Origin of the sequence: Micromonospora sp. NPDC005707 (assembly GCF_040631005.1) — a bacterium.
Classification (GTDB): domain Bacteria; phylum Actinomycetota; class Actinomycetes; order Mycobacteriales; family Micromonosporaceae; genus Micromonospora.
Window position 1 is genome coordinate 21,917 of the sequence record NZ_JBEXYR010000026.1, and the last position, 25,155, is coordinate 47,071.

At 76.9% G+C, this 25,155-nt stretch carries 9 protein-coding genes; 6 read left to right on the forward strand and 3 right to left on the reverse strand.

What is annotated here, in order from left to right; all coding sequences use genetic code 11:
* Window positions 1–201: 201 nt before the first annotated feature.
* The 3 genes from ABZ452_RS31265 to ABZ452_RS31275 all read right to left on the reverse strand — a co-directional run bounded on the left by ABZ452_RS31265 (window position 202) and on the right by ABZ452_RS31275 (window position 4,642).
* Window positions 202–1,233 (reverse strand): nitronate monooxygenase, encoded by a 1,032-nt coding sequence (locus ABZ452_RS31265; protein WP_357950685.1) that lies wholly within the window; start codon window positions 1,231–1,233, stop codon window positions 202–204.
* 169 nt (window positions 1,234–1,402) lie between these two features.
* Window positions 1,403–1,825 carry a glutaredoxin domain-containing protein gene (locus ABZ452_RS31270; RefSeq protein WP_357950688.1) on the reverse strand — a complete coding sequence of 141 codons (423 nt, stop codon included), beginning with the start codon at window positions 1,823–1,825 and terminating at the stop codon, window positions 1,403–1,405.
* A gap of 24 nt (window positions 1,826–1,849) precedes the next feature.
* On the reverse strand, window positions 1,850–4,642 hold the full coding sequence (locus tag ABZ452_RS31275) for an FAD-binding and (Fe-S)-binding domain-containing protein (RefSeq protein WP_357950690.1): 2,793 nt from the start codon (window positions 4,640–4,642) through the stop codon (window positions 1,850–1,852).
* A gap of 188 nt (window positions 4,643–4,830) precedes the next feature.
* On the opposite strand from ABZ452_RS31275, the gene ABZ452_RS31280 reads away from it, so the two are divergent.
* From ABZ452_RS31280 to ABZ452_RS31305, 6 genes are all read left to right on the forward strand, one after another.
* On the forward strand, window positions 4,831–5,688 hold the full coding sequence (locus ABZ452_RS31280; RefSeq protein ID WP_357950693.1) for a S1 family peptidase: 858 nt from the start codon (window positions 4,831–4,833) through the stop codon (window positions 5,686–5,688).
* A gap of 286 nt (window positions 5,689–5,974) precedes the next feature.
* Complete coding sequence (locus tag ABZ452_RS31285) at window positions 5,975–10,342, forward strand: peptidoglycan-binding domain-containing protein (protein WP_357950696.1); 4,368 nt, start codon at window positions 5,975–5,977, stop codon at window positions 10,340–10,342.
* Between the two features lie 28 nt (window positions 10,343–10,370).
* Window positions 10,371–13,988, forward strand: a complete 3,618-nt coding sequence (locus tag ABZ452_RS31290; RefSeq protein WP_357950699.1) for a DUF6603 domain-containing protein — start codon at window positions 10,371–10,373, stop codon at window positions 13,986–13,988.
* Between the two features lies 1 nt (window position 13,989).
* On the forward strand, window positions 13,990–18,795 hold the full coding sequence (locus tag ABZ452_RS31295; protein WP_357950701.1) for a hypothetical protein: 4,806 nt from the start codon (window positions 13,990–13,992) through the stop codon (window positions 18,793–18,795).
* Entirely contained in the window at window positions 18,792–23,303 is a 4,512-nt protein-coding gene (locus tag ABZ452_RS31300) for a hypothetical protein (protein WP_357950704.1), read from the forward strand. The genes ABZ452_RS31295 and ABZ452_RS31300 overlap by 4 nt, the downstream gene beginning before the upstream one ends.
* A complete protein-coding gene (locus ABZ452_RS31305; RefSeq protein WP_357950706.1) occupies window positions 23,300–25,141 on the forward strand; it encodes a hypothetical protein in 1,842 nt (613 codons plus the stop codon). Before ABZ452_RS31300 ends, ABZ452_RS31305 begins: the two co-directional genes overlap by 4 nt.
* Window positions 25,142–25,155: the final 14 nt, after the last annotated feature.

The window sequence follows — 25,155 nt, forward strand, 5'->3', positions numbered from 1 at the left end:
CCGGCGTCGATCCCGCCCGCCCATCCGCCGCGACATCGGCGAGGTGGCCGCTTCCGCGGGCTCGGACACCGCCACCTCCCGCGAGCCGGCGTCGATCCCGCCCGCCCATCCGCCGCGACATCGGCGAGGTGGCCGCTTCCGCGGGCTCGGACACCGCCACCTCCCGCGAGCCGGCGTCGATCTCGGGCGACGGTGGCGCGGTCAGAGGGTGCGGGTCAGGTCCGTGAGGATGTCGGCGACCGGGGCGTCCCGGGCGCCGCGCCAGCCGGTGCCGGCCCACAGGTGCAGGCGGTCGGCGTCACCGGCCCCGGCCGCGGCGACCCGCAGTGGCCGGGTCAGGTGGTGCAGGGCGGGGTAGCCGAGCGGGGCCGCCGCCTCGTGCCGGTCGATGAAGCCGTTGCGCAGCCCGCGCGCCGGGCGGCCGGTGAAGGCGCGGGTGACCACGGTCCGGTCCCGCTGCGGGTCGGCCAGCGCGGCGCGGTGGGTGCGGCCGGTGCCGGCTTCGTCGGCGCGCAGCAGCAGCGTGCCGACCAGCATGCCGGTGGCGCCGGCGGCCAGCGCCGCCCGGACGTCTCCGGGACCGCCGACCCCGCCCGCCCCGAGCACGGGCAGCCCCGTGCGGCCGGCCACCGACGCGAGCAGGTCGGGCAGCGGCCGCGGCGGCGGCGGGGCGTCCGGGGTGAAGGTGCCCAGGTGCCCACCGGCCACGCCGCTCTGCGCGACCAGCCCGTCCACCCCGAGGTCGGCCGCGGCCGCCGCCTCGGCCGGGCCGGTCACCGTGACCAGCACCCGGGTGCCGGCCCGCCGCAGGTCCCGGACCACGGACGCGGGCGGCAGGCCGAAGGTGAAGCTGACCACCGGCACCGGCTCGGCGCGCAGCAGGTCGAGTTTCGCCGCCCAGTGGTCGTCGTCCTCGGTGCGTGCGGCAGCCGCCAGGTCGAGGTCGTAGGGCGCGCCCTCGCCGGCGATCCGGGCCGCGTAGCGGCGGAACTCCGCCTCCGCCACCGGCACCGGGGTGGGCACGAAGACGTTCACCCCGAACGGCTGGCCGGCGGCGCGCCGCTCGGCGATCTCGGCCGCCACCGCCTCGGGCGTCTTGTAGCCGGCGGCCAGGAACGCGAAGGCACCCGCCGCGCCCACCGCCGTCGCCAGCCTCGTGGTGGTCGGCCCGCCGGCCATCGGCGCCACCACCACCGGTACATCCACCCCGAGCAGTTCCCGCAACCCGTCCACGTCCCCAGTCTGCCCGGACACCGCGCGCCCCCACCCCCGCACCTCGAAGGGGCCGAGATCGACACCAGCTCGGCGAGGTGAGGGTGTCCGGGCCGCCCGGATACGCCACCTCCCGCGAGCTGGTGTCGATCTTGAGGCGGGTGGGGGCCGATCCGGTCGCAGGGTCCGGTCAGGCGGGCAGGCGTTCGCGCAGCCAGGCCGGCTCCGGGTTGACCACGGCCTCGCCGGGCAGCACCACGGTCGGGACCGTCTCGTCGCCGCCGGTGACCGCTCGGACCGCCGCCGCCCCGTCGGGGTCGCGCCAGATGTTCACCCAGTACGCCCGCCCGGCCCGGTGACCGAGCCGCAACCGCAGGCGCAGGCAGTAGCGGCAGCCGGGCCGCCAGTAGACGATCGGCCGCCCGTCGCGCGCGCTGCGCTCCCGCGCCTCGGCGGCGGTCAGCGACCGCGGGAACACCAGCGGCGAGAAGAGCGCCGCCAGGACCGCGAAGACCAGGAGCTCGACGGCACCCACCACCGGGCTGTACGCCCGGACCGCGACGATCGCTCCGACCACGAGCATGAGGCCGGCCATCCACCAACTACGCAGCACGTCGCGGGATGCTACCCGCCCCGGTCAGGCCGTGGCGTCGGCCAGCAGTTCGAGCAGGTGGCGGTACGGCTGCCCGGTGGCCCGGGCCATGCCGATCTCGCAGGTGCGGTTCACCGAGGCGTACCCGTCGAAGGAGCGGCCGGCGACGGCGGCGGCCTCGGCGCGGGTGGCCGACGCGGTCAGCTCGGGGTGCAGCAGGCCCCTGTCGCCGGCGAACCCGCAGCACTGCCACCCCTCGGGCACCACCACCTCGTCGGCGACGGCCGAGGCCACGGCGAGCAGCGCGTCGTCCAGTCCGAGCCGCGTGGACGAGCAGGTCGGGTGCAGCGCCAGGGTGCCGAGCCGGCGGCGCACGGTGAGCCGGGGCAGCAGCTCGGTGGCCGCGTACGCGACGGCGTCGACCACCCGCGGGTCGCCGGCGTCCGCGAGCAGCTTCGCGAAGCCCTCGGTGCAGGACGCGGCGTCGCTGACCACCGGCAGGGCGCCGTCGCGGCTGGCCGCCCGCAGCGCCGGCGGCACCCGGTCCCGCACCGCCCGGTAGCCGGCCGTGAGGCCCTTGGACGACCACGGGGTGCCGCAGCACATGCTCCCGATGCCGTCGGGCACGAGCAGGCGCACGCCGGCCCGGTCGGCGAGGGTGAGCAGGGCGGCGGCCACTCCGGAGCCGCCGTCGGCCGGGGCGAAGAGGGTCCCGAGGCAGGAGGGGACGAAGACGGCGTCCGGCTCACCGACCGGGCGGGGCCGGCGCGGCCGGCCGCCCCGGGGCAGGTCCCGCTGCCACTGCGGGACCCGTTCGGCGCCGAGGACCGCGCGGGCGGCCCGGGTTGCCGCCTCAGGCAGCGCGGGCGGCAGCGCGCGGGCCAGGTCCAACCCGCGGGCCATGCCCCGGGTGGTGGCGCCCCAGCGGCGGGCGGCGCCCCGCCAGCCGGCCTGCGCGGCCGCGCCGTTGCGGTCGGCCCGCAGCCGCTTCACCAGGTCACCCGTGTTGATGAGGACCGGGCAGGCGGTGGCGCACATGCCGTCCACGGCGCAGGTGTCGACCGCGTCGTAGTCGTAGGCGCGCTCCAGTTCCTCGGCCAGCGCCGGGTCGCCGGCGGCGCGGGCGGCGGCGATCTCCCGGCGCAGCACGATCCGCTGCCGGGGGGTGGTGGTCAGGTCGCGGCTCGGGCAGACCGGCTCGCAGTAGCCGCACTCGACGCAGCGGTCCACCTCCTCCTCCACCGTCGGCACGGTCTTCAGGTGCCGCATGTGGATCTCCGGGTCGTCGCTGAGCAGCACGCCCGGGTTGAGCACGCCGTCGGGGTCGCAGAGCGTCTTGACCTCGCGCATGACCGCGTACAGCTCGTCGCCGAACTGGCGACGCACGTAGGGGGCCATCACCCGGCCGGTGCCGTGCTCGGCCTTGAGCGTGCCGCCGTGGCCGAGCACCAGGTCGACCATCTCCTCGGTGAAGTCGGCGTAGCGTTCCGGGGCCGCCCCGCCGGCGAACCGCTCGTTGAGCATGAAGTGCAGGTTGCCGTCCTTGGCGTGGCCGAAGATGACGCTCTCCTCGTACCGGTGCCGGTCGAAGAGGCCGGCGAGCGCGGCGCAGGTGTCGGCGAGGGCCTCGACCGGCACGGCGATGTCCTCCAGCAGCGCCGTGGTGCCGGACGGGCGGGCGCCGGCCACCGCCGCGTACAGGCCCTTGCGGATGTGCCAGAGCGCGGCGCGGGCAGGCGCCTCGCCGCTGAGCCGGGCCGGGGTGGTCAGCGGCAGGTCGGCCAGCACCGGCCCGGCGGTGGCCACGCGCTCGGCCAGCGCCTCCGGGTCGGACTCCTGCCACTCGACGAGCAGCGCCGCGTGGTCGCGGACGGCCAGGCCGCGCAGCGCGGCGTCCGCCCGCGGGTCCCGCTGGGCGACCCGCAGGGCGGCCGCGTCGAGCAGCTCGATCGCCGCCGGCCCGGCGGCCACCAGCGCCGGCATGGCGGCCATCGCCGCGGCCAGGGTGTCGAAGACCAGCAGGCCGGTCGCGGCGTGCCGGTGCACGGGTACGGTGCGGAAGGTCGCCGCCGCCACGAAGGCGAGCGTGCCCTCGCTGCCCACCACGAGCCGGGTGAGCAGGTCGGCGGGGTCGTCGTGGTCGAGGAAGGCGTTCACCCCGTACCCCATGGTGTTCTTCATGGCGTACTGGGCGCGGACCCGGCGCACCGAGTCGGGGTTGCCGCGGACCCGGTCGCGCAGCCGCAGCAGGCCGGCGTGCAGGTCCGGTTCGGCGGCGCGCAGCCGGGCGCCGGCGTCGGGGGCGCCGGTGTCGAGCACGGTGCCGCTGGGCAGCACCAGCAGCAGCGACTCCAGGGTCCGGTAGGTGTTGAACTCGGTGCCGCAGGTCATCCCGCTGGAGTTGTTGGCGACCACGCCGCCGACGGTGCAGGCGGACTCGCTGGCCGGGTCCGGGCCGAGCTTGCGGCCGTAGGGGGCGAGCCGGGCGTTGACCTGCCGCAGCACCACCCCGGGCTGCACCCGCACCCGCCGGCCGTCGTCGAGGACGTCCAGGTCACGGAAGTGCCGGCGGGTGTCGACGAGCAGCCGGTCGGTGACCGCCTGCCCGCTGAGGCTGGTGCCGCCGGAGCGGAACGTGAGCGGCGTGCCGGTGCGGCGGCTGTGCCGCAGCAGGGCGGCGACCTGGTCGGCGTCGGCCGGGGTGACCACCGCGCTCGGGTGCAGAAGGTAGTGCGACGCGTCGTGCGCCAGCCGGAGCCGGTCCGCCGCCCGGGTGGCCACCCCGCCGGGCACCACCGCCTCCAGTCCGGCCCGCGCGTCGCCGCTCAGCTCCACCATGTCGCCGCACCTCCCCGAGACCACCCTAGTCAGCATCGGCCGACGCGCCGCCGACCTCTTGTCCCGGCATCGACCCGGGTGGATACTCGCCGCTACAGCGTTCGCCGAGGTCACACCCCGAGCCGATCCCGGCGACACGGCCTGGACGCCGACGCAACCGGCGGCCTTCACCGTCCGAGGAGAAGACCGTGAGAATCCGCCGAAGCCGACTCACCCCCCTGCTCGCCGCGACCGTCGGCCTGGTGGCCGCCGGCGCCTTCGCCGTGCCGGGCGCCGCCTCGGCCGCCCCGAGTTTCACCGCCGACCAACTCGCCCGGGTCGACGCCGCCGTGGCGGCCTCCGGCGTCGAGGGCGTCGCCTGGCACGTGGACGCGGCATCCCGCCGCGTGGTGGTGACCGCCGACGAGAGCGTCTCGGCCGCCGAACTCGCCACGCTCAAGAAGAGCGCCGGAGCCACGGCCGGCGCGATCCGGGTGGACCGGGCCAAGGGGGTCTTCCGCCCGCTGCTCTCGGCCGGCAACGCCATCTACGGCGGCGGCTACCGCTGCTCGCTCGGCTTCAACGTGGTGAAGTCCGGCGTCTACTACTTCCTCACCGCCGGGCACTGCGGCGACGTGGCCAACACCTGGTACACCAACTCCAGCCAGACCACCCTCATCGGCCCGACGGTCAGCTCCAGCTTCCCCGGCAACGACTACGCCCTGGTCCGCTACGACAACGCCGCGCTCAGCCACCCGGGCGGCTACACGGCCGCGAACGCGTTCGTCGGCGAGGCGGTCAAGCGCACCGGATCGACCACCGGCACCCACAGCGGCACCGTGACGGCCTTGAACGTGACGGTCCGCTACCAGGGCAGCGGCACCGTGCGGGGCATGATCCAGACCACGGTCTGCGCCGAGCCGGGCGACTCCGGCGGCGCGCTCTACGACGGCACGAAGGCGCTCGGCATCACCTCCGGCGGCAGCGGCAACTGCCGGACCGGCGGCACCACCTTCTTCCAGCCCGTCACCGAGGCGGCGAGCGCGTACGGCGTGACCGTCTACTGAGCCACCGCGCAACAGGGGACCCGCACCCGCGGCAGGGTGCGGGTCCCCTGCCGTGTGCCCCTAGCGTCCGGTCGTCGGCCGAGCAAGCACCTGTCGGGTCTCCGCCACCGGAAACACCTGAGTGGACGTTCAGCCTGGACGGTCAGGCGGGCCCGCCCGTCGTCGGCCCGATGGTTGTCGTCCGGCAAGGTCGAACCTTCGCGCTGTTGCGAGGGTGGTCGAGCGGTTACGCAGTGACTTCAATCAAGGCCGGAAGGAACACCGGCCGCGGGTGAAGGGACACCGCATGACCGCTCCGACCGGCCTGCCCCTCGTACTCTGCGGCCCGATCGTGCGCCGCGTCGACCCGACCGGCGTCACCGTCTTCGTCGCCCTGCGCGCCGAGTCCACGGTGACGCTGACCGTCTTCGCGCTCGGCGCCGCCCCCGGCTACGCCCGCGGCGCGACCGTCGGCACCGGGAGCCGGGCCACCGTCAAGCTCGCCGACCGGCTGCACGTGGCCGCGGTGACCGTCACCGGGGTGACCCTCGCCCCCGGCACCCTCTACGGCTACGACCTGGCCTTCGCCGGCGGGACGAGCGCGGGCAGCCTCTTCGACCCCGACGTGGTGGCCGCCACCGCCGCGGCCGCCCGCACCGCGCTGACCTACCAGGGCCACCCGCAGGCGCCGGCCGCCGCGCCGGCGGTGCCCACCTTCGTCACCCCGCCGACCGACCCCAACCAGCTGCGGATCTTCCACGGCTCGTGCCGCAAGCCGCACGGCGAGGGCCAGGACGCCTTCCCCGTCCTCGACCCGATCATCGCGGCCGCCGGCGGAGACCCGGCGCTCCGCCCGCACCAGCTCGTCCTCGGCGGCGACCAGATCTACGCCGACGACGTGGCGGATCCGCTGCTCGGCATCATCCACGGCCACGACGCGCTGCCGGCCGTCGGCAGCGACCCGGCGGTCCCCGCCTACCAGGGGGTGGCGGCACGGCTGGGGCTCGCCCCGGAGTCGATGCCGGTCGGCACCAGCTCGCCACCGACCGACCTCACGTACCTGCCGGGCAAGCGGGCCACCGCCATGGCCCGGGACGCGAAGTTCACCTCCGGCGCCGCCGACAGCCACCTGATGTCGCTGCGCGAGTACCTGTGCATGTACCTGCTGGCCTGGTCGGACGTGCTCTGGCCGACGAACTGGCCGACCTTCGAGCACGTGCTGCCCGCGGACACCCGGATCCTCAAGGACCCGCAGGACCGCCGGCCCGGCGAGACGGTCTACGACCTGATGCGCGCCGGCCGGCCGTACTCCCCCAGCGCCCAGCAGAAGGAGATCATCGAGCGCTGGGAGCGGTGGCAGCGGCAGGCCCTCGCGCTCACCGGTTTCCGGGCCGGCCTGGCCGCCGTGCGCCGGCAGCTCGCCAACGTGACGACGTACATGGTCGCCGACGACCACGAGGTCACCGACGACTGGAACATGACCCGGTCCTGGGTGAACGACGCGGTGGTCAACTCGACGCTGGGCCGGCGGATCGTGCGCAACGCGATGGCCGCCTTCGTGGTCTTCCAGGCCTGGGGCAACACCCCGGAGCGGTTCGCCGACAGCGGCCCCGCCGGGGAGGCCGGCCGGGCCGCGCTCACCGCGCTGCGCGGCTGGTCGGCCGCGCCGAACGACGCCGACGACCTGGCCCTGCGTACCCGGGTGGGGTTGCCCACCGGGGTCACCCCGGAGGGGAAGCTGGCCCGCCCGGCCGGCGCGCTGACCTACCACTACACGGTGACCTGGCCGCGGTACCAGCTGATCGCGCTGGACACCCGGACCTGGCGGCAGTATCCGGGCGGGCCCGGCCACCCCGGCGGGCTGCTGCTCGACGACGACCCGCTCGACGCGATGCTCACCGGCGGCGGGGTGCTCGGCGACGACGCCGTCACCGTGGTCGCCCAGCCGGTGGCGCTGTTCGGCGTGCCGATCCTGGAGCAGTTCGCCCAGCCGCTGGCCAGGGCGACCGCGGGACGGTGGACCGCCGACGCCGAGGATGCCTGGGTGGCCAGCGACGCCGCCGTGCACAAGGTACTGGCCCGGCTCTTCGCCGCCGCGCCGCCCGGCCCGGACGGGATACGCCGCCGGCGGCTGGTCCTGCTCGGCGGGGACATCCACTTCGGCTCGGCCGAGCGGATCCGCTACTCGGCGACGCTCCCCTACGCCTGCGGACCCGACCGGGCCAAGCCGTACGAGGGGGTCAACCGCACCGAGGGCGTGCTCGCCGGCTTCGTGGCCAGCGCGTTCCGCAACGAGGACATGGCGACGCGGGCGCTGCACGACGTCGGCTACGTGCCGCTGCTCGACGCGACCGGCCGGATCGACCTGGTCGGCTGGGCCAACGAGCTGCCCGACAAGGAGGGCCAGCGGATGCAGGCCGGCGTACGGGTGACCGTCGGGGCCGACGACACCACCGCCTGGTGGGTCTCCGGCCGGCCGTCGGTCGGCGACTACGACGCCCTGAAGATCCTCGGCCGGCAGCCCGAGTGGAACGTGTACGTGCAGTTCCTCCGGCATGACGAGGCCGACCCGGAGGTCCGCCGCGACGGCACCCCGGAGGCCGTGCTCGACCCGACCGGGCTCCCCCGCGACCAGGCGCTCGCCCAGTACCTGGCGGCGGCCCGCAACCTGGACCACTACAAGGGCTCCTGGGGCAACGGCAAGGAGATCGTCGGCCGCAACAACCTCGGCGAGATCACCTTCGACTGGCCGGCCGGTGAGTGCAAGACCGCCACCCAGCGGCTCTGGTGGCACCTGCCCGGGGAGAACCGGGCCGCCGCGCTCACCACGTACACCGTGGACCTGTCGTTCGGCTGCTCGCTGACCACCCCGGCGCCGTACGGCGGGTTCGTGCTGCGGGCCGGCGACCAGGACGCCACCGGCAGCGCGCTCGCCCGCTACGACGGGGTGGAGCGGCCGGCGAAGCTGGTCACCGAGCGCTGGGTGAGCCGGCTCCAGCACGACCTGGCCACGTTGGGCTTCCACACCCCCGGGGCGACCGACGGCAGCTACGGCCTGATCACCTACTGGGCGGTGCGGGAGTTCCAGGCGTACGCCCGGCGGGAGCGCGCGGCGGTCGAGCCGGCCGGCGCGACCGCGCCCCGCTGGTCGGACCGGCTGCAACCGGTCGACGTGCCGGAGTCCGAGCGCTACCTCGGGCCGGTCAGCGGGGTGGCCGACCTGGCCACCCAGGTCGCGATCAAGCACTGGCTGGACAAACGCTGGCGGTGCCCCGTGGTGGTGGAGTCCTGGCAGGTCGCCGGGGACACCCTCCAGCGGCTGGCGCAGCCGAACGTCTGGCTCTTCGACGAGGTCACCGCGACCGACCAGCGGCTCTACTCGCGGGTGGTGACCGGCCGGCCGGCCGGCGCGGGCAACCCGCCGCCCGGGCACCCGGAGCTGATCCGGCTCGGCGCGTACCGGGGGCACGCCACCGACGCCGAGTGGAGCGGGCCGGTCCTCGACCCGGAGTCGGAGCTGCTGCCGGAGGCGCTGCTGCCCCGGCCGCAGGACCACGGCACCGGGCCCACGCTGACCGCGCTCGCCGCCGCGATCGCGGCCGGCGGCGACCCCGGAGCCCGGGCCGCCCGGCAGCTCTCCACCTTCAAGGTGCTCCGCGCGGTCGCCGAGAACCGGGTGCCCGACGCGGCCGGCGGCTGGTTCGACGCCGTCGCGGCCGACGACCCGGCGGTGCTCCGGTTCGGCCCGTTCGGCTGGCGCGCGGACGGACCGCGGACCGCGCCCACCACGCTGCCCCCGGCGCTGGACATCGGCGCCGAGCCCGGCGAGATGTGGGCGTACCTGGCCTGGCTGCGGGCCGCCGACCGGGACGCCTACGACGCGCTCGGCGGGCTCGGCGGGATCAACGCGGTGCCCGGCTGGGGCAAGGACGGCGGCGGGCTGCTCCACCCGGAGCTGCGGGTGCTGAGGGCCCGCCCAGCGGAGACCGACTCGACCGGCGCGGCCCGCGAATCGGTGGGCACCACGCTGGAACTGCTCGGGCTGCGCTCCTGGCACTGGATGCACCGGTACGCGCTGGCCCTGCGCGGCCACGACGGGGTGCGCCGGGGCCTCTGGACGCTCGCCCGGCAGCGGCTGCACGACCTGCTCGTCACCGACTGGGACTCGCCGGACCCGGCGGCCACCCCGACGGTGCCCGGGGTGACCGGCGCCGACGGGCAGCCCCGCCGGGCCCGGATCGGCGACCTGTTCACCTCCGAGCGGTCGGTCGCGCTGCTCGCGTGCTGGCAGCAGTACCGGGCGCACCAGCTCGTCGCGGTCGGCCCGCCCGCCTCGGTGGGTGAGAAGCCGGAGTTCCGCTCCCGGCCCCGGGCGGCCAGCGAGCTGCACACCGTGCTGACCCGGGCGAAGGCGCTGGGCCCGGACTTCAGCGGCCCGCCCACCGGGTGGACCGACGCGCACGAGACCGCGCTGATCACCGCCATCCGGCAGGTGGTGAACGCGGACGCGCCGGTGGCCACCGCGCTGGCCACGCTGGTCGGCTGGCCCGCCTGGCCGACCGGGCACCGCTACACGCTGCCGGTACCGGCGCTGCCGGCGGGCGAGCGGACCCTCTCGGCCGCCCGCGGCTCGCTGCGGCTGGACCTGAGCGACCTGCCGCGGGTGACGGCATGACCGGCGGCACGCGAGGACGGGAGCTGCGATGACCGAGCCGAAGAACGTGCTCGCCCTGCTGTGGGACGAGATCCGGCTGTTCGCCGAACCGGTGCTGGCCGCGTACGACCCGTGGCGGCGGGCCCGGCTGATGCGGGCGCTCGGCTGGGACCTGGAGGCGGTGAGCGGCTTCGACGCCGCCCGCTTCGAGGAGTGGGCGGACACGGTCGGGAACGCCCTGGAGGCGCTCTCGGCGGTGCGCGACGACGCCAAGCTCGACAGCATCGCCGGCCTCACCAAGCTGGGCGAGGCCGTGGGCGGGGTGGTCGGCAAGATCGGCGACCTGCCGACGGTGAAGAACGGCCTGCCGGACGTGGGCGGGCTCGCCGAGGAGCTGGCCGACGACCTGGTCGACCTGCTGGTGCTGACCTACCTGCTGCGCCGGGCGCCCTGGGTCGTGCCGGTGCTCGACCTGCTCGGCCTGGTCGACCCGGCCGCCGCCAACGCGCCCAGCGCGCCGATGCCGCCGGGCGACTCGCCGGTCCGGCTGCCGAAGCGTCGCGACGAGCTGCACCTGGACCGGGTGGTCGACCTGGTCCGCGACCCCGGCGCGTACTTCACGGACCGCTACGCGCCGCAGGGGTTGGACACCCCCGAGGGGGTGGCCGAGTTCTCCGCGCGGCTGCTGCCCCGGCTGGCCCGGGCGCTGCGGGCCCTGGGCCTCGACGCCGACCAGGGCGTCCGGCCCGACCTCGGTCCCGACCAGGGCGAGGTTGGCCGGCGCCTGGCGGACAGCCTGCTGCGGCTGCGGTTCAGCGGCCTGCGAACCCCCGACGGCACGCCGCCGCCGGGTGCCGGGCTGGCGCCCTGGACCCCCACCTTCGGCCTCGGGGCCACCCTCGGCCTGGCCAGTTGGGACGGCCGGTTCACGGTGATCCTCGCCCCGACCGGCGAGGCACGCCTGGACGGCGCCATCGGCAAGTGGACCGTCGCCACCGAGCTGAGCGGCGCCGGACCGGCACTGGCCGTCAACAGCGCGGGCGTGACCTTCAGCGGCGACGCCGCGGTGGTGAAGTGGGCCGCCGAGGTCGCCCGGATCGCCCCGGCCGGGCAGCCCGGCTGGATCCTCGGCTCCCCCGGCGGCACCCACCTCGCCGTCGAACAGCTCGTCATCGACGGCCGGGCCACCCTCGGCGCCGGCCGCGACGACGTCGAGCTGAGCATCCGCGCCGGCCGGGCGGAACTGGTCGTCCGGGCCGGCGACGGCGACGGCCTGCTGGCCAAGCTGCTCCCCGCCGACGGGCTGCGGGTCGGCCTCGACCTCGGCCTGGCCTGGTCCATGCGGGGCGGGCTGCACCTGTCCGGGGCGGCCGCGCTCGCCGCCGAGTACCCGGTGCACCTGTCCTGGCACGGGTTGGGCATCGAGGGGCTGCGGATAGCGCTGGAGGCGTCGACCGCCACGCGCGCGCTGAGCCTGACCCTGACCACCACGGTCCGGGCCACGTTGGGCCCGCTGCACGCCGTGGTGCAGAACATCGGCGTCGCGGCCGACCTGACCTTCCCGCCGGCGCTGCCCGCCGAGTCCGGTGACCGGGCCACCGGCGGCAACCTGGGCGCCGCGAACCTGCGCCCCCGGTTCAAGGGCCCGGACGGCGTCGGGCTGCGGATGGACAACGGCATCGTCTCCGGCGGCGGTTACCTGTTCGTCGACGAGGCCCGCGGCATGTACGCCGGGGTGCTCCAGCTCGGCATGACCTCCACCACGCCGCTGGCCCCGATGAAGGGCTTCCGGCTCCAGGCCACCGCCATCCTCAACACCCGCAGCCCGGACGGCAGCCGGCTCACCGAGGCCGACGGCGGGCACACCTTCTCGCTGCTGCTGGCCGGCACGTACGAGTGGTTCCCCGGGCTGATGCTGTTCTGGGGCATCTCCATCACCGGTCTCGGCCTGGTCGTCGGCTGGAACCGGCGGACCAACCCGGAGGAGGTGCGCAACGCCGCCCGCGCCGGCACCCTGGACGCGCTGCTCTTCCCGGCGGACCCGGTCGGCAACGCGCCCGCGGTCATCGCCACATTGAGCCGGATCTTCCCGGTGGACACCACCGGCACCGTGCTCGGTGCGATGGTCCGGCTCAACTTCCTCGGCGGCCAGGTCGTGGCCGACCTCGCGGTGCTGGTCGAGTTCCCCGACCCGGTGCGCATCCTGCTGCTCGGCAAGCTGGTCATCGACTTCAAGGACGCCGGGAAGTTCCGGCTCGACTCGGCCGGCATCGTGGACTTCGCCAAGCGGGAGATCAGCGTCGACGCCGCGCTGATCGACTCGAAGCTGTTCGGCCGGCCGGTCTCCGGAGAGATGGCGCTGCGCGCCCGGTGGGGCGCGGGCAGCACCTTCGCGGTCTCCATCGGCGGCTTCCACCCCCGCTACAACCCGCCGCCCGGCTTCCCGCCGGTCAAACGGTTCGCCATCGCCCTGCAGAAGTCCGGCAAGGGGTTGAACCTCAGCGCGTACCTCGCGGTGACCAGCAACACCGCCCAGTTCGGGGCCGAGCTGAAGCTGCACTTCGAGGGCGGCGGGTTCGTCATCGACGGCCGCGCCTGGCTCGACGTGATGTTCCAGTTCAAGCCGTTCTGGTTCACCGCCGAGATCGGCGCCACGGTGTCGCTCAAGTTCAAGGACAAGGAGCTGCTGGCGGTCAACCTGCTGGTCGGGATCAGCGGTCCCGGCCCGTGGAAGGCGTGGGGCGAGGCGCGGATCAAGTTCCTGTTCTGGGAGGTGTCGGCGAAGTTCAACTGGACCGACGGGGACACCGCCGCGGCCGACGAGCCCAGCTACGTGGACGCCGGCGAGGCGCTGCGCGCGGCGCTGTCCACCCCCGAGGCGTGGGAGGTCCGCCCCGCCATCACCGCCGGGGAGCCGGTCACCCTGCGCGACCTGGCCGGCTGGAGCGGCCCGGTGCTGCTGCAACCGGGCGCCCTGCTCTCGGTGCGGGAGAACGTGCTGCCGCTGGACACCGAGCTGTCCCGGATGGGCACCTCGCGGATCAGCGGCCCGAACCGGTTCACCCTGACCGGGGTGAGCGTCGGCGCCGGCGACGACAAGCTGGCCGGCGCGCTGGGCGAGCCGGTCGAGGACGACTTCGCCCCCGGCCAGTTCCGCGACCTGTCGCCCGAGGAGCAGCTCACCACCCCCGGGTTCGTCCGCCTGGCGGCCGGCCGCACGGTGGCGCTGCCCGACGGCACGGCGCTGCCCGACACCGCGCTCACCGCGTTCGCCGCGCTGAGCGACGACTCGGCGTACGACCGGATCGTCATCGACGACCCGGACGCCGCCGGCCGGCCGCTGCCCGCGGCGCGCGGCCTCGTGGCCCGTGGCGGCGGCGACCTGCTGGCCCGGTTCGCGGCCACCGCGCCGGCCGCCTTCGCCGGCACCCGCCGCGCCGGGCCGGCCCGCTTCACCGGCCCGGCCCTCGGCCTGGCCGACGCCGGCCCCGGTGACGCCGGATTCACCGCGCCCGCGCCACGCCGTCCCGCCGCCCGCGGGCCGGTCCCGGCGCCGCGCGCCGCGGCCGGGGCCACCGAACCGTCCCGCCGTGCCGGCACGCTGCGCCGGCCCCGGGTCCGGGTGCCGCGCCCCCGGATCGTCCCCGCCGAACTGGAGGTCCGCTGACATGGGTGGCCTGCGCTTCCTGCCCTGGGTACGCGACGGCGTCGCCCGCGTGGTCGCCGACACCGACCCGCTCGCCGGGGCGCTGCCACGGGCCCGCGCCGCGGTCGACCTGACCGTCACCGCGCTGGGCACCGAGACCGCGACCGGGGCGACCCGGGAAATCACCGGCACCTCGACCGCGCTGCTGCACGGCCCCGGCGACGTGGTCGGCGTCGACCCCGACGAGGTCATCCGCAGCTTCCCGGCCCCCGGCGCGGAGAACGTCGAGGTGTCGATGTTCGCGGCCGTCGAGTTCGACCGCCCCGACCTGCCCTGGCTCTACACCCCGGCCCGGCCGGACGCCAACGGCGGGCTGCGACCCTGGCTGGTGCTGGTCGTCGTGCCGGTGGACGGCGGCGGCGAGCTGCGCACCGAGGCCGGCCAGGCGCTGCCCCGGCTGGCCACCACCGTCCGCCAACTGCCGGCGCTGGCCGAGTCGTGGGCGTGGGCGCACGCCCAGGTGCTGGTCACCACCGAGGACGAGGACGTCGCCGCGGTGATCGCCAACGCGCCGGAGCGGACCCTGTCCCGGCTGGTCTGCCCGCGCCGGCTCGCCGCGGGCGCCGAGTACCTGGCCGCCGTGGTCCCGGCGTTCGAGGCGGGCGTGCGGGCCGGACTCGGCGAGCCCGTGGCGGACAGCGGTCCCCTCGCCCCGGCCTGGGGACCCGGGTCGGCGCAGCCCGGCCCGGACGACGCCGTGCTGCTGCCCGTCTACCACCACTGGACCTTCCGCACCGGGCCGGACGGCGACTTCGAGTCCCTCGCGCGCCGACTGCGGGCCCGGCCGCTGCCGGCGGACGTCGGCCGGCAGCCGGTGGACATCGCCGCGCCCGGCGGTGGCCTGCCGGCGCAGGCGCAGGAGGGCGTCGAGGGCCGCTCGGTGCTCGGCTTCGAGGGCGCGCTGGCCTCGCCCGCGATGGCCCCGACCGCCTGGGCCGACGACGTCCGCGCCGCCTGGCAGGGCGCCCTGACCGGGCTGCTGTGGCACTCCGCCGACCGGCTCACCCCGCCGCTCTACGGCGACCTGCACAGCCAGGAGACCCAGCTTCCCGCGCCCGGCGCGGAACCGCGCTGGCTGGCCGGCCTGAACCTGGACCCGCGGCACCGCGCCGCCGCCGCGCTCGGCACCCAGGTCGTGCAGCGGCACCAGGAGGACCTGGCGGCGGCCGCCTGGCAGCGGGCCGCCGAGATCCGCGAGGCCAACGAGCAGCTGCGCCGCGGCCAGGCCGCCCGCGACACCGCCGAGGCCCTGTACGCCCGCCGGGTCGACCCGGACGCGCCCGGTGCCACGGTCGGCGACGACCGCCTGGTCGCCCTCACCCGGCCGGTGCACGACCTGGTCGAGGTGTCGCAGCCGGGGCTGGCGGCCGACACGGCCGAGCCGCTCGACCGGCGTCTCGCCGGCAACCCGGGCGCGGCGGCGGCCACCTCCGCGCCGGTGCGCCGGCTGCTGCGCCCGCGCGGCCCCCTCGCCCGGCGGGTCGACACCGACGGGGCGGCGACGCTGACCCGGCTGGCCGGCGGCGCCAGCGCGGTCCCCGACGCCCGGGTGCCGGCCGGCGGCGCCGTGCTGGACACGCTGGTCAGCGACGGGCGCGGGGTGGGCGACCTGACCCGGGCGGTGATCGAGGCGGCCGGCGCGAACCCGTGGTGGCACACCGGCGGTACCGGCGTGCGCGGCCTCGCCGCACCGGCCGCCGCACTGGCCGCCGACGACCCGGTCACCCGGGTCGTCACCAACGGCGGTGACCTGCTCGCCGGAGACCGGTTCTTCGTCGGCGCGGCCGACGGCCGGCTGTTCGAACGGCGCCGGCTCGGCCCGGACCGCTGGGTGTGGCGGGACCACGGCGCCCCGCCCGGCACCGCGGTCGCCACCTCCGGCGCCGTCCTGGCCCCCGGCCGGGTGTACGTGCGGACCCGCGACAGCCGGCTGTTCGAGCGCGGTTGGGACGGGGACCGGTGGGTGTGGGCGGACTGCGGCGCCCCGGCCGGCGGCGTGCACAGCCGCCCGGCGGCCGGCGGCGGGCTGATCTACGTACTCGGCGGCGACACCGCGCTGTGGCGGTTCGACCCGACCGCCCGCTCCTGGACCTCCCTGGGCACCCCCGTGGGCAACAACGAGCGGCTCTGGGGCACTCCCCGGCCGTCCTTCGCCGGCGTGCTCGTCGCCACCAGCAGCAATCGGCTGTTCGGGTACGGGACGCAGTGGCGGCTGATCCCCGGCCCGCCGATCTGGGGCTCCCCGGCCGCCGAGCACGTCCACCCCGACAACCGGCGGGCCATCGAGTACGTCACCCCGGCCGGCCAGCTCGTGTCGCTGTACGGCGGCGACGCCACCCAGCAGCACGATCCCGTGCCGGAGGGCCGGCGGGTGATCTCGCTGGCCCAGGACGCGCCCCCGTTCGGCAACGAGGAGGAACCGGGCATCGCCACGCTCACGGCCAGCGCCACCAACCCGGCGGATGTGCGCCTCATGACCCGCTACCTCTGGTACCACGACGGGCAGGAACGATTCCTCTGGGGCTGGCGCACCGAGACCACGCAGGTGCCGGCCGGCGGGTTCGGCGCGCACCGGCCCGGGCCGCTGGTCGGCGACTCGCGCGACGGCGAGCTCTTCGCGGTGACGGGCGACGGCCGGCTCACCTCCTGGCGCTGGGCCTATCCGCGGCCGACCGCCTGGGTCGACCACGGCACCCCGGCCGACCCGCGGGGAAGCGGACCGGCCGACGCGCCCGCGCCGGCGCACGTGCGGTTCGCCCCGAAGGTGGGGCTGCTGTCCTCGCTGGTCTTCACCCACACCGTCACCCAGGGCGCCGGCAGCCGGCCGCGTACCCAGGTCGCGCACAGCCTCACCGAGGACGGCGCGGTGCGCGAGCCGGCGCTCACCGCCGCGGTGGACGGGCCGGCCGTCCCGGCGGTCGCCCTGTCCACCGCCACCACGCTGGGCGCCGTCCTGCCCACCGCCCGGCCCACCCTGGTCACCGCCGCGCTGCTGCCCGGCACGACGGCCGGCACCCGCCGGATCGCGTACTGGATCGGCCGCGAGGCGGACGCGAACGGGGCGGCGGCCGGCGGCTGGACCGGCCCGTACGAGCTGCCCGACCCGGTCAGCGCCGAGGCCGCCGGGCTCGACGTGGCCCTGGCCGACCTGGACGGCGACGGCCGGCCCGAGCTGATCGTGGCCTACGCGGTGAACCGCGCCGGCCGCACCGACAATCAGGTGTTCTACCGGGTCGGCTGGCGGCTGGACGAGACCGGCGCGGTCGCGGACGGCTGGACCGACTCGCTGCCCACTCCGATGCAGCTCGGCAGCGTCAACGCGGTCGGGATCGACGTGGTGGACCTGACCGGCGACCAGACGCCCGACCTGCTGGTCTTCGCCACCGGTGCGGTGGGCGGCGCGCCGGTGGCCCGCTACCTCACCGGGAAGGGCGTCAACCGGCGGGGCCGGGTCGTCGGCGGATGGACCGTCGCGCGGCCGGTGCCGGACGAGGCGGCCTTCGCGACCGCGGACGGGGCCGGCGTGGCGGTCGCCGACATCACGGGCACCCGCCGTCCCGACCTCGTGGTGGCCCGGCGCAAGGGCGCCACCCTCACCTGGCGGGCCGCCTTCGACCTCGACCCGGACGGTGTCCCGGTGAGCTGGACCGCCGCCCTCACAGCGACCGGCGCCGCCGACGCGGGCGCCAAGGGCTGCGCGGTCACCATCGCGGACCTGCGCGCCGACCTGGTCGCCGACCGGGCGAAGATGGGCGACGACTTCATGGCCGCGGCCGCCAACCACCAGGGCCGCCTCGCCCCGGCCCAGGCGCTGGCCCGCGACCACCACCCGGCCCCGGTAGCGCTGGACGAGGCAGCCGCGGCGGTCCGCGAGACGGTCCGCCCGGAGACCGCCGTGGCCGGCGAGGTGCTGGCCGGGCTCACCCTCGGCGACGGCGACCTCGTCGACGCCCTGCCGGACAGCGGCGACCCGCTGCGTCGGCTTCTCGCCGGGGTCACCTTCGACGTACCCGCCTACGAGCTGCTGCGCGGGCTGTCCCAGGAGCACGTGGTGCCGAACCTGCCGGCCGTCGCGCCCGAGACGATGACCGCGCTGGCCGCCAACCCGCGCTTCATCGAGGCGTTCCTGGTCGGGCTCAACCACGAGATGAGCCGGGAGATGCTGTGGCGGGAGTTCCCCGCCGACCCGAAGCAGACCTGGTTCCGGCAGTTCTGGGACGTCCGCGGCGCGGTGTCCGCGGGCGCGCCGCTGACCGACATCCCGCCACTGACCGACCCGGCCTGGCGCAACGGGCCGCTGGGCAGCCACCTCACCGCGGTCGGCGCGCCGGGCGAGCAGTCGCTGGTGCTGGTCATCCGCGGCGAACTGCTGCGCCGCTACCCGTCCACCGTGGTCACCATGCGAGCGGCCACCTGGACCGGCCCCGAGGAGCGCACCCCGACCGGGCCGGACGTGCTGCCCATCTTCAACGCCTGGCTCTCCCCCGACCTGCTGCTGTTCGGCTTCCCGTACACCGCCGAGGTGGCCCGTGGGGCGAGCCGCCAGGCCGACGGGTCGGCCGGGCACTTCTTCGTGCTCCGCGAGCAGCCCGCCGCGCCCCGCTTCGGGGTGGACCTCACCGGTGACCCGCCGCCCCCGGACGCGGTGGTGTTCGCCGCCCGGCAGGGCCGCAACGCCGCCGACACCGCCCGCGCGGTGCTGCAACGCCCCGTCCTCCTGGCCCGCCACGCCAGCGACCTGCTACCGACGCCGGAGAGCCAGTCATGAGCACCTCGACGTACGCCGCCGACCGGCCGCCGCTGTCCGGCGCGCTGACCGCGACCCCGTGGACGCTGACCGCCGCCGCCCCGGCCGTCCTGCTGCCGGTGCGCCTGGAGACCCGCTTCGCCGGCGCCACCCTGAAGATCCGCGTCTACCCGGACCAGATCCACGTGGACGACCACGAGCCCGGGCTGACCGCCGAGGAGATCGCGGCCGGCCGGGCGTACTGGGGGGACGGGCTGCCGGACGGGCCGACCGGGACCCCGGACGAGGCGGCCTGGACCGACCTGGTCCGCCGCTTCGGCGCGCCCCGGGCCGGCTGGATCGCCCGGGTCCTCGAACCGGTCGGCGGGGTCTTCCCCGACCCGCTGACCCGCACCGGCCCCTGGTGCGAGCCGGCGCGGGCCCGGCTGTTGCCCACCCAGTGGTACGCGGTCGGCCGCACCGTCGGCGGCAGGCTGTTCAGCGGCACCTCCGACCCGGTGACCCGGGACCTGGCGGTCGGCCCCAGCCCGGTGCCCGACACCGCGGCCGGCACCATCGACCCCTCGGACGAGGCGCTGCCGATCGACGCCGGGATGCGCTGGACGGTGGACTTCGCCGCCGCCAAGGCCGCCGGGATGGCGTTCACCGTGACCGTGCCGCTCGACGCCAAGGGCGAGCCGGAGCGGGTCGAGCGGCTCGTGGTGTTCGGCCTCGACGCGGCCACCGGCCCGGCCGGGTCGGCCCGGGCGCTGGCCCGGCTGCTGGAGGCGCACGCCGCCACCGACGGGCTGGCCTTCCTCGCGCCCGACAGCCCGACCAACAACACCGGCACGGACGCGCCGGCCGCCGCGCCGACCGCCGGGGCGGTGTCCACCGCGGACAGCGCCGCCGGGGCCGCCGCGCCGGAGGCGGCCGCCGCGCTGGCCGCCGCCGCACTGGGCGTCCCGCTGACCGCCGCGCCGGACGACGCCCTCGCCGCAGCCCGCCGGGCCCCGGCCCGCGCCGGCGCACCCACCGGACTGGCCCGGGGCGGCGGCGCCACCGCCGTCGACCGGCCCGCCGGGCGGCTGGTCCGCCGGCTGCTCTGGCCGGCCAGCTTCGGAAGCCTGCTGCGCCACCTGCTGCCGGTGGCCACTCCGGCCGAGCGCGCCGCGGTCCGCGCGCACTTCGTGGAGCACGTCCACGCCGAGGGTCCGCTGCCGACGCTGCGGATCGGCCGGCAGCCGTACGGGCTGCTGCCGGTGGCCAGCCTGCGGGACTGGCAGCCGGCCGGGCCGGGCGAGGCGAAGGCCGTCGCGCTGCTCACCAACCTGTGGCGCAAGGTCTGGCTCGCCTCCCCGATGCCGCGCATCGTGCCGGGCCTGGCCGACCCGGAGGCCACCCTGCTGGAGATCCTCGGCACCGACGCCCGCGTGCTGGAGGTACGGGCCCGCAGCATGCTCGGCAACGAGTACGTGAGCTGGCTGTGGCGCTTCGCCCGTCTGGGTCTCGGCCCGGACTGGCGCGAGCAGGTGGTCGAACCGGCCCGGGACCTGCTCGCCGCGCTCGGGCTGGGCGGCCCCACCGACCCGCGGCTGTCCCTGGCCGTCTTCGCGAAGCAGGCGTACGCGCTGGGCACCCCGCTGCTGGACGGGCCGGGCGCGCCCCGGGCCGGGCGGGTGCGGGCGTACCTGGACGCGCTGGCCGCGGTCGGGCTGCGCGGCGACGAGGTGCCGGCCATCCCCGGTGACGGGCCGGTGCCGCTGTTCCACCGGCTGCTGCGGGCGGCCCTGATCGCCGAGCACTCGGCCGCCGCGGACGCCTTCGCCGGCGAGGCGAACCTGCCCGGCGCGGTCGAGCTGCCCGAGCCGGAGCTGGTCGACATCCGCCCGCGCGAGCGCACCCCCGTGCTGCGCCGGCGGCTCGCCCTGCCGGTGCCCGGCACCGACCAGACCGTCGCCGCCTACCTGGCCGGCACCTCGGCGGACCCCCGGCAGGTACGGGCGACCGCCGACCTGCGGGACTTCCGCACCGCGCTGACCGGGCTGCGCGACGCCCTCGACGCCGGCCTGCCCGCCGCCGACCTGCACCGGCACGTGGCCGGCACGCTCGGGCTGGCCAGCCACCGTTTGGACGCCTGGATCACCTCGCTGGCCACCCGCCGGCTCGCCCAGGTGACCGCCGGCCCGGCGCCCGGCGTGCACGTCGGCGGCTACGGCTGGGTGGTCGACCTGGCGCCGGCCGGCAAGCCGACCATGGTGGCCCGGCCGGCGGACATTCCGGAGTCGGTGGCCCCGCCGACCCTGCCGCTCGCCCCCGCCGGGGCCGGGCACGTGCACGCGCCCTCCCCCGCGCAGGCGGTGACCGCCGCGGTGCTGCGCAGCGCGTCGCGCAGCCACGGCGGCGACCGGGCCCTCGCGGTGGAACTCTCCTCCCGCCGGGTCCGCCTCGCCGAACAGCTCCTCGACGGCGTCCGCGCCGGGCAGAGCCTCGGCGCGCTGCTCGGCTACCGCTTCGAGCGCGGCCTGCACGACCACCCCGCCGGCCCGTGGGACCAGCTGCTGCCGGCGCTGCGCCGGCTCGCCCCGGTCCGCGCGCACCGGGTGGACCCCGCCGACGACGGCCGCACCCGGGTCGCGGTCACCGTCGAGTCGACGGCCACCGTGGACGGCCTGGAGCTGCACCGGCTGCACACCGCCGGCGGGCTCGACGGATGGCTGGCGGCCCGGTCGGCCGGCGAACGCGCCGCCGTCGGGGACGTGCTCGCCGACCTGGCCGACGCGGTCGACGCGGTCTCCGACACGCTGCTCGCCGAGAGCGTGCACCAGCTCGCCCTGGGCGACACGAACCGGGCCGCCGCGGCCGTGGACGCCGCCTCGGGCGCGGCCACCAACCCACCTGAGCTGCACGTCACCCGCACCCCGGCGACCGGGACGGCACTGACCCACCGGGTGCTGCTGCTGGTCAACGTGGACACCCGCTTCGACCGGCTCCGCCAGGACTGGCCGGCCGCCCGCGGCCACCACCCACGGCTCGCCGGTGCCGCCCTGGACGCCCTCGCCAGCATGCTGCTGCCGCCCTCGTTCCGGGTCTTCTGGCGCTACCGGTGGCACGCCCCGGACGGGGTCACCGCCACCGTCTGGCGGCCGGCCAGCCTGGACCGGATGCAGGTCCCGGCCGTGGACCTGCTGGCCGCACCACCGCACCCCGGCCGGCCCGACGACGCCGAGCTGGACCGGCGGATCGCGCTGGACGCCTGGGGTCCGCTGCGCCCGGCCGAGGTCGGCGACGACTGGACCCTCGAACTGGACTACGACCGGGACCCCGGCTGGCCGCTGGAGCGGATCAGCCTCGCCGAGTTCCTGCACGCGGTCACCGTGCTGCGCGACCTGTTCGGCCGGTCCCGCCCGGCGGTCGCCGCCGACCTCGGCGTCGACCCGTCGGTCCCGCCCCAGATGGACGCCACCACCAGGGCGCAGGCCGACGAGACCTGGCAGGCGGCCCGGCAGACCGCCACCGGGCTGGCCGCGCTGCCGGCGCCCGACGCGGCCGGCTGGGACGAGCCGACCGCCCGGACCCTGCTCACCGTGGCCGCGGGCCTCGGCGTCGTCGGCGCGGTGCCGCCGCCCGCCCGGCCGGGCGCGGCGGGCGCGGTCGCGGACACCGCCGCCACCGCCCGGTTCGAGCTGGACCGCCGGCTCGCCGCGCACTGCCGGGTCGTCGCCGACCTGCACGACCGCATCCCCTGCCCGCCCGGCGGCTGCACCTGCGACCCGGCCACCGACTTCGACCGGCCCGACGTCCCGCCGGCCCGCCGCCTTGAGGCCCAGATCGCCCGGCTGCGCGCCCTGCTCGGCCCCGACCTGCCGGTGCTCCCCAAGACGCTCGCGCCGCAGCCGGCCCAGCTGGCCACCGCCCTGGCCGCCAGCGACGCGCTCCAGGGCGGAACACCCCATCCGGTACGCCGCTGGCTGTCCCGCTACGGGCGGGTCCGCCCCGCCGTCGGCCGGCTCCAGGAGGTGCTCACCAGCGCCGACGCGCTCGACGCCGGGGGCGTCGTGAAGGTGCCCGCCACGGTCACGGTGGCGCAGCTGCCGTACGTCCCGGGCGACCGCTGGGTCGGCGAGGCGGCGCCGAAGGCCGGCACCGAACCGCTGTCGCTCGTGGTGGTCGCCCCCGGCGGGATCGACCCGACCCGACCCGTGCAGGGCGTCGTGGTCGACGAGTGGACCGAGGTGGTGCCGGCCGAGAAGGTGCAGACCGGGCTCACGTTCGAGTACGACGCACCCGGCGCGGCCGCCCCGCAGGCTGTGCTGCTCGGCCTGGCCCCGCAGGGCGCCACGACCTGGCAGCCGGCGGGCCTCGTCCAGGTGCTGGACGAGGCACTGGACCTGGCCCTGGCCCGGGCCGTCGACCTGGATTCGCTCGGCGCGGCCGGGCAGTTCCTGCCCGCTCTCTACTTCCCCACCAACGTGGCCGAGTCCACGACCACCACCGACTTCGTGCCGGACGCGACGTTGACGCCGCAGGGCGGACAGGAGGTTCGATGACGACCGTCGAAGAGCAGCTCACGGTCACCGATCCGCCGTCGGTCACCACCTGGACCCGGCTGGAGCCGCGGACCCGGCGGGCCGACCTGGCACCGGCCGTGGACGCCCGGATCGCCGACCCGCTCTGGCTGCTCGCCCGGCAGTGGCAGCTCGGCGAGTTCACCGGTGAGGACGCCGGCTCCCCGGTCACCGCCCGGGTGCACGCCGAGGTCGCCCCGTTCACCCGCTACCGGCCCGGCCCGTACGCCGGTGCGGTGGGGCTGCCCGCCGGGGTGCCGTGGGAGGCGCTGGTGGAGCGGGAGCCCGCGGCGACCGCCGGGGACCTGCGCCACGCCGTGGAGAGCGGCCAGCAACTGCTGCGGCTGCTGGCCGCCGCCGGGGCCGGCGAACTGGCCGGCCGGGTGTGCGCGGCGTACCCGGTGCCGGCGACCCCGCCCGAGGGGGCCTCGGCGGCCGACCCGGAGACGGTCGGCTACCTGCGCATCGCCGCGGGCCGCGTGCCGCACGGGGACCTGGCGCTGCGGGCCTGCGCCGAGGGTCGGTTCGCCCGCGAGGTCGCGGTGCCAGCGGCGCTAGCCGCCGCCGTGGACCGGGCCGTCGCCGACTGGTACGCCTGGCTGGGCGTCCCCGCGCGGCCCGCCGGTCCCCGCCCCGGCTACCTGCTGCAACTGCCCGCCGTGCTAGCGCCCGGCGGCACCCGGCCGGCCGCGCCGCCGTGGCCGCCGGCCGACTTCACGCCGCTGTACAGCACCCCCGGGCTGGAGGGGCCGGCGTGGCTACGGGAGCGGCTGGAGCACGAGGCGGCCGTCGCCGCCCACGACGGGCGGGCCGAGCTGGTCCTCACCGCCCACGAGTACGACGGGAACCGGCTGGACTGGTACCACTTCGACCACGAGCCGGGCACCACGCTGGAGGCCCGGCCGGCCGTCCAGGACGTGGTGAAGGTGCTGCTGCCCACCCCGGTCGCGTACGCCGGCATGCCGTCCACCCGGTTCTGGGAGCTGGAGGACGCCCGGGTCAACCTGGCCGGCATCGGCGCCGGCGCGGGCGACCTGGCCCGCATGTTCGTGCTGGAGTACGGCCTGGTCTACGCCAACGACCACTTCCTGCTCCCGCTGGAACTGCCGGTCGGCTCGGCCACCCGGGTGCGCTCGCTGCTGGTCACCGACACCTTCGGCACCCAGACGCTGGTGCCGGCCGCCCCCGAGGGCGTCGCCCTGTTCCGCCCGGCCGGGGCCACCGGCGGCGGGACCGCCGACGTGCTCGTCCTGCCGGCCACCGCTGCCGCCACCCTGGACTCGGCGCCCGTGGAGGAGGTCCGGCTCGGCCGGGACGAGACGGCCAACCTGGCCTGGGCGATCGAGCGGACGGTCACCGGCGCCACCGGCCGGCCGATCGACCGGACCGCCCAGGTGGGCCGGGCCGCCGTGCCGCCCCGCCCGCCGGCCGATCCCGACGCGGACGTGCCCGCGCTGTCGTACGCCTTCGCCACCACCGTGCCGGAGAACTGGGTGCCGCTGCTGCCCGGTCCGACGCAGGACCGCCCCGATGTGGTCCGGCTGCGCCGGGTGCCCCTGCAACAGCCGAACCGGGACGGCGCGCCGGTCGCGGTGACCGGCTACAGCCGGCTGCTCGACTGGCGCGAGCGGGACGGCCGTCTCGTCGAGCTGGCCTTCCCCGAGGAGGAGGTGCCCCGCGCCGGCAGCCGGCTGCTGCGTCGCTGGCAGCTGGCCCGGTGGGCCGACGGGTCGGTGCACCTCTGGCTCGGCCGTACCCGGCACACCGGCGCGGGCGAGGTCTCCAGCGGCCTGCGCTACGACACCGTCCAACCGCGCTGACCATTCCGCCCGCG

Coding starts and splice junctions, on each gene's coding strand:
- ABZ452_RS31275 (WP_357950690.1), bottom strand. CDS start 4,642: ATGGTGGAGCTGAGCGGCGACGCGCGGGCCGGACTGGAGGCGGTGGTG.
- ABZ452_RS31285 (WP_357950696.1), top strand. CDS start 5,975: ATGACCGCTCCGACCGGCCTGCCCCTCGTACTCTGCGGCCCGATCGTG.
- ABZ452_RS31290 (WP_357950699.1), top strand. CDS start 10,371: ATGACCGAGCCGAAGAACGTGCTCGCCCTGCTGTGGGACGAGATCCGG.
- ABZ452_RS31295 (WP_357950701.1), top strand. CDS start 13,990: ATGGGTGGCCTGCGCTTCCTGCCCTGGGTACGCGACGGCGTCGCCCGC.
- ABZ452_RS31300 (WP_357950704.1), top strand. CDS start 18,792: ATGAGCACCTCGACGTACGCCGCCGACCGGCCGCCGCTGTCCGGCGCG.
- ABZ452_RS31305 (WP_357950706.1), top strand. CDS start 23,300: ATGACGACCGTCGAAGAGCAGCTCACGGTCACCGATCCGCCGTCGGTC.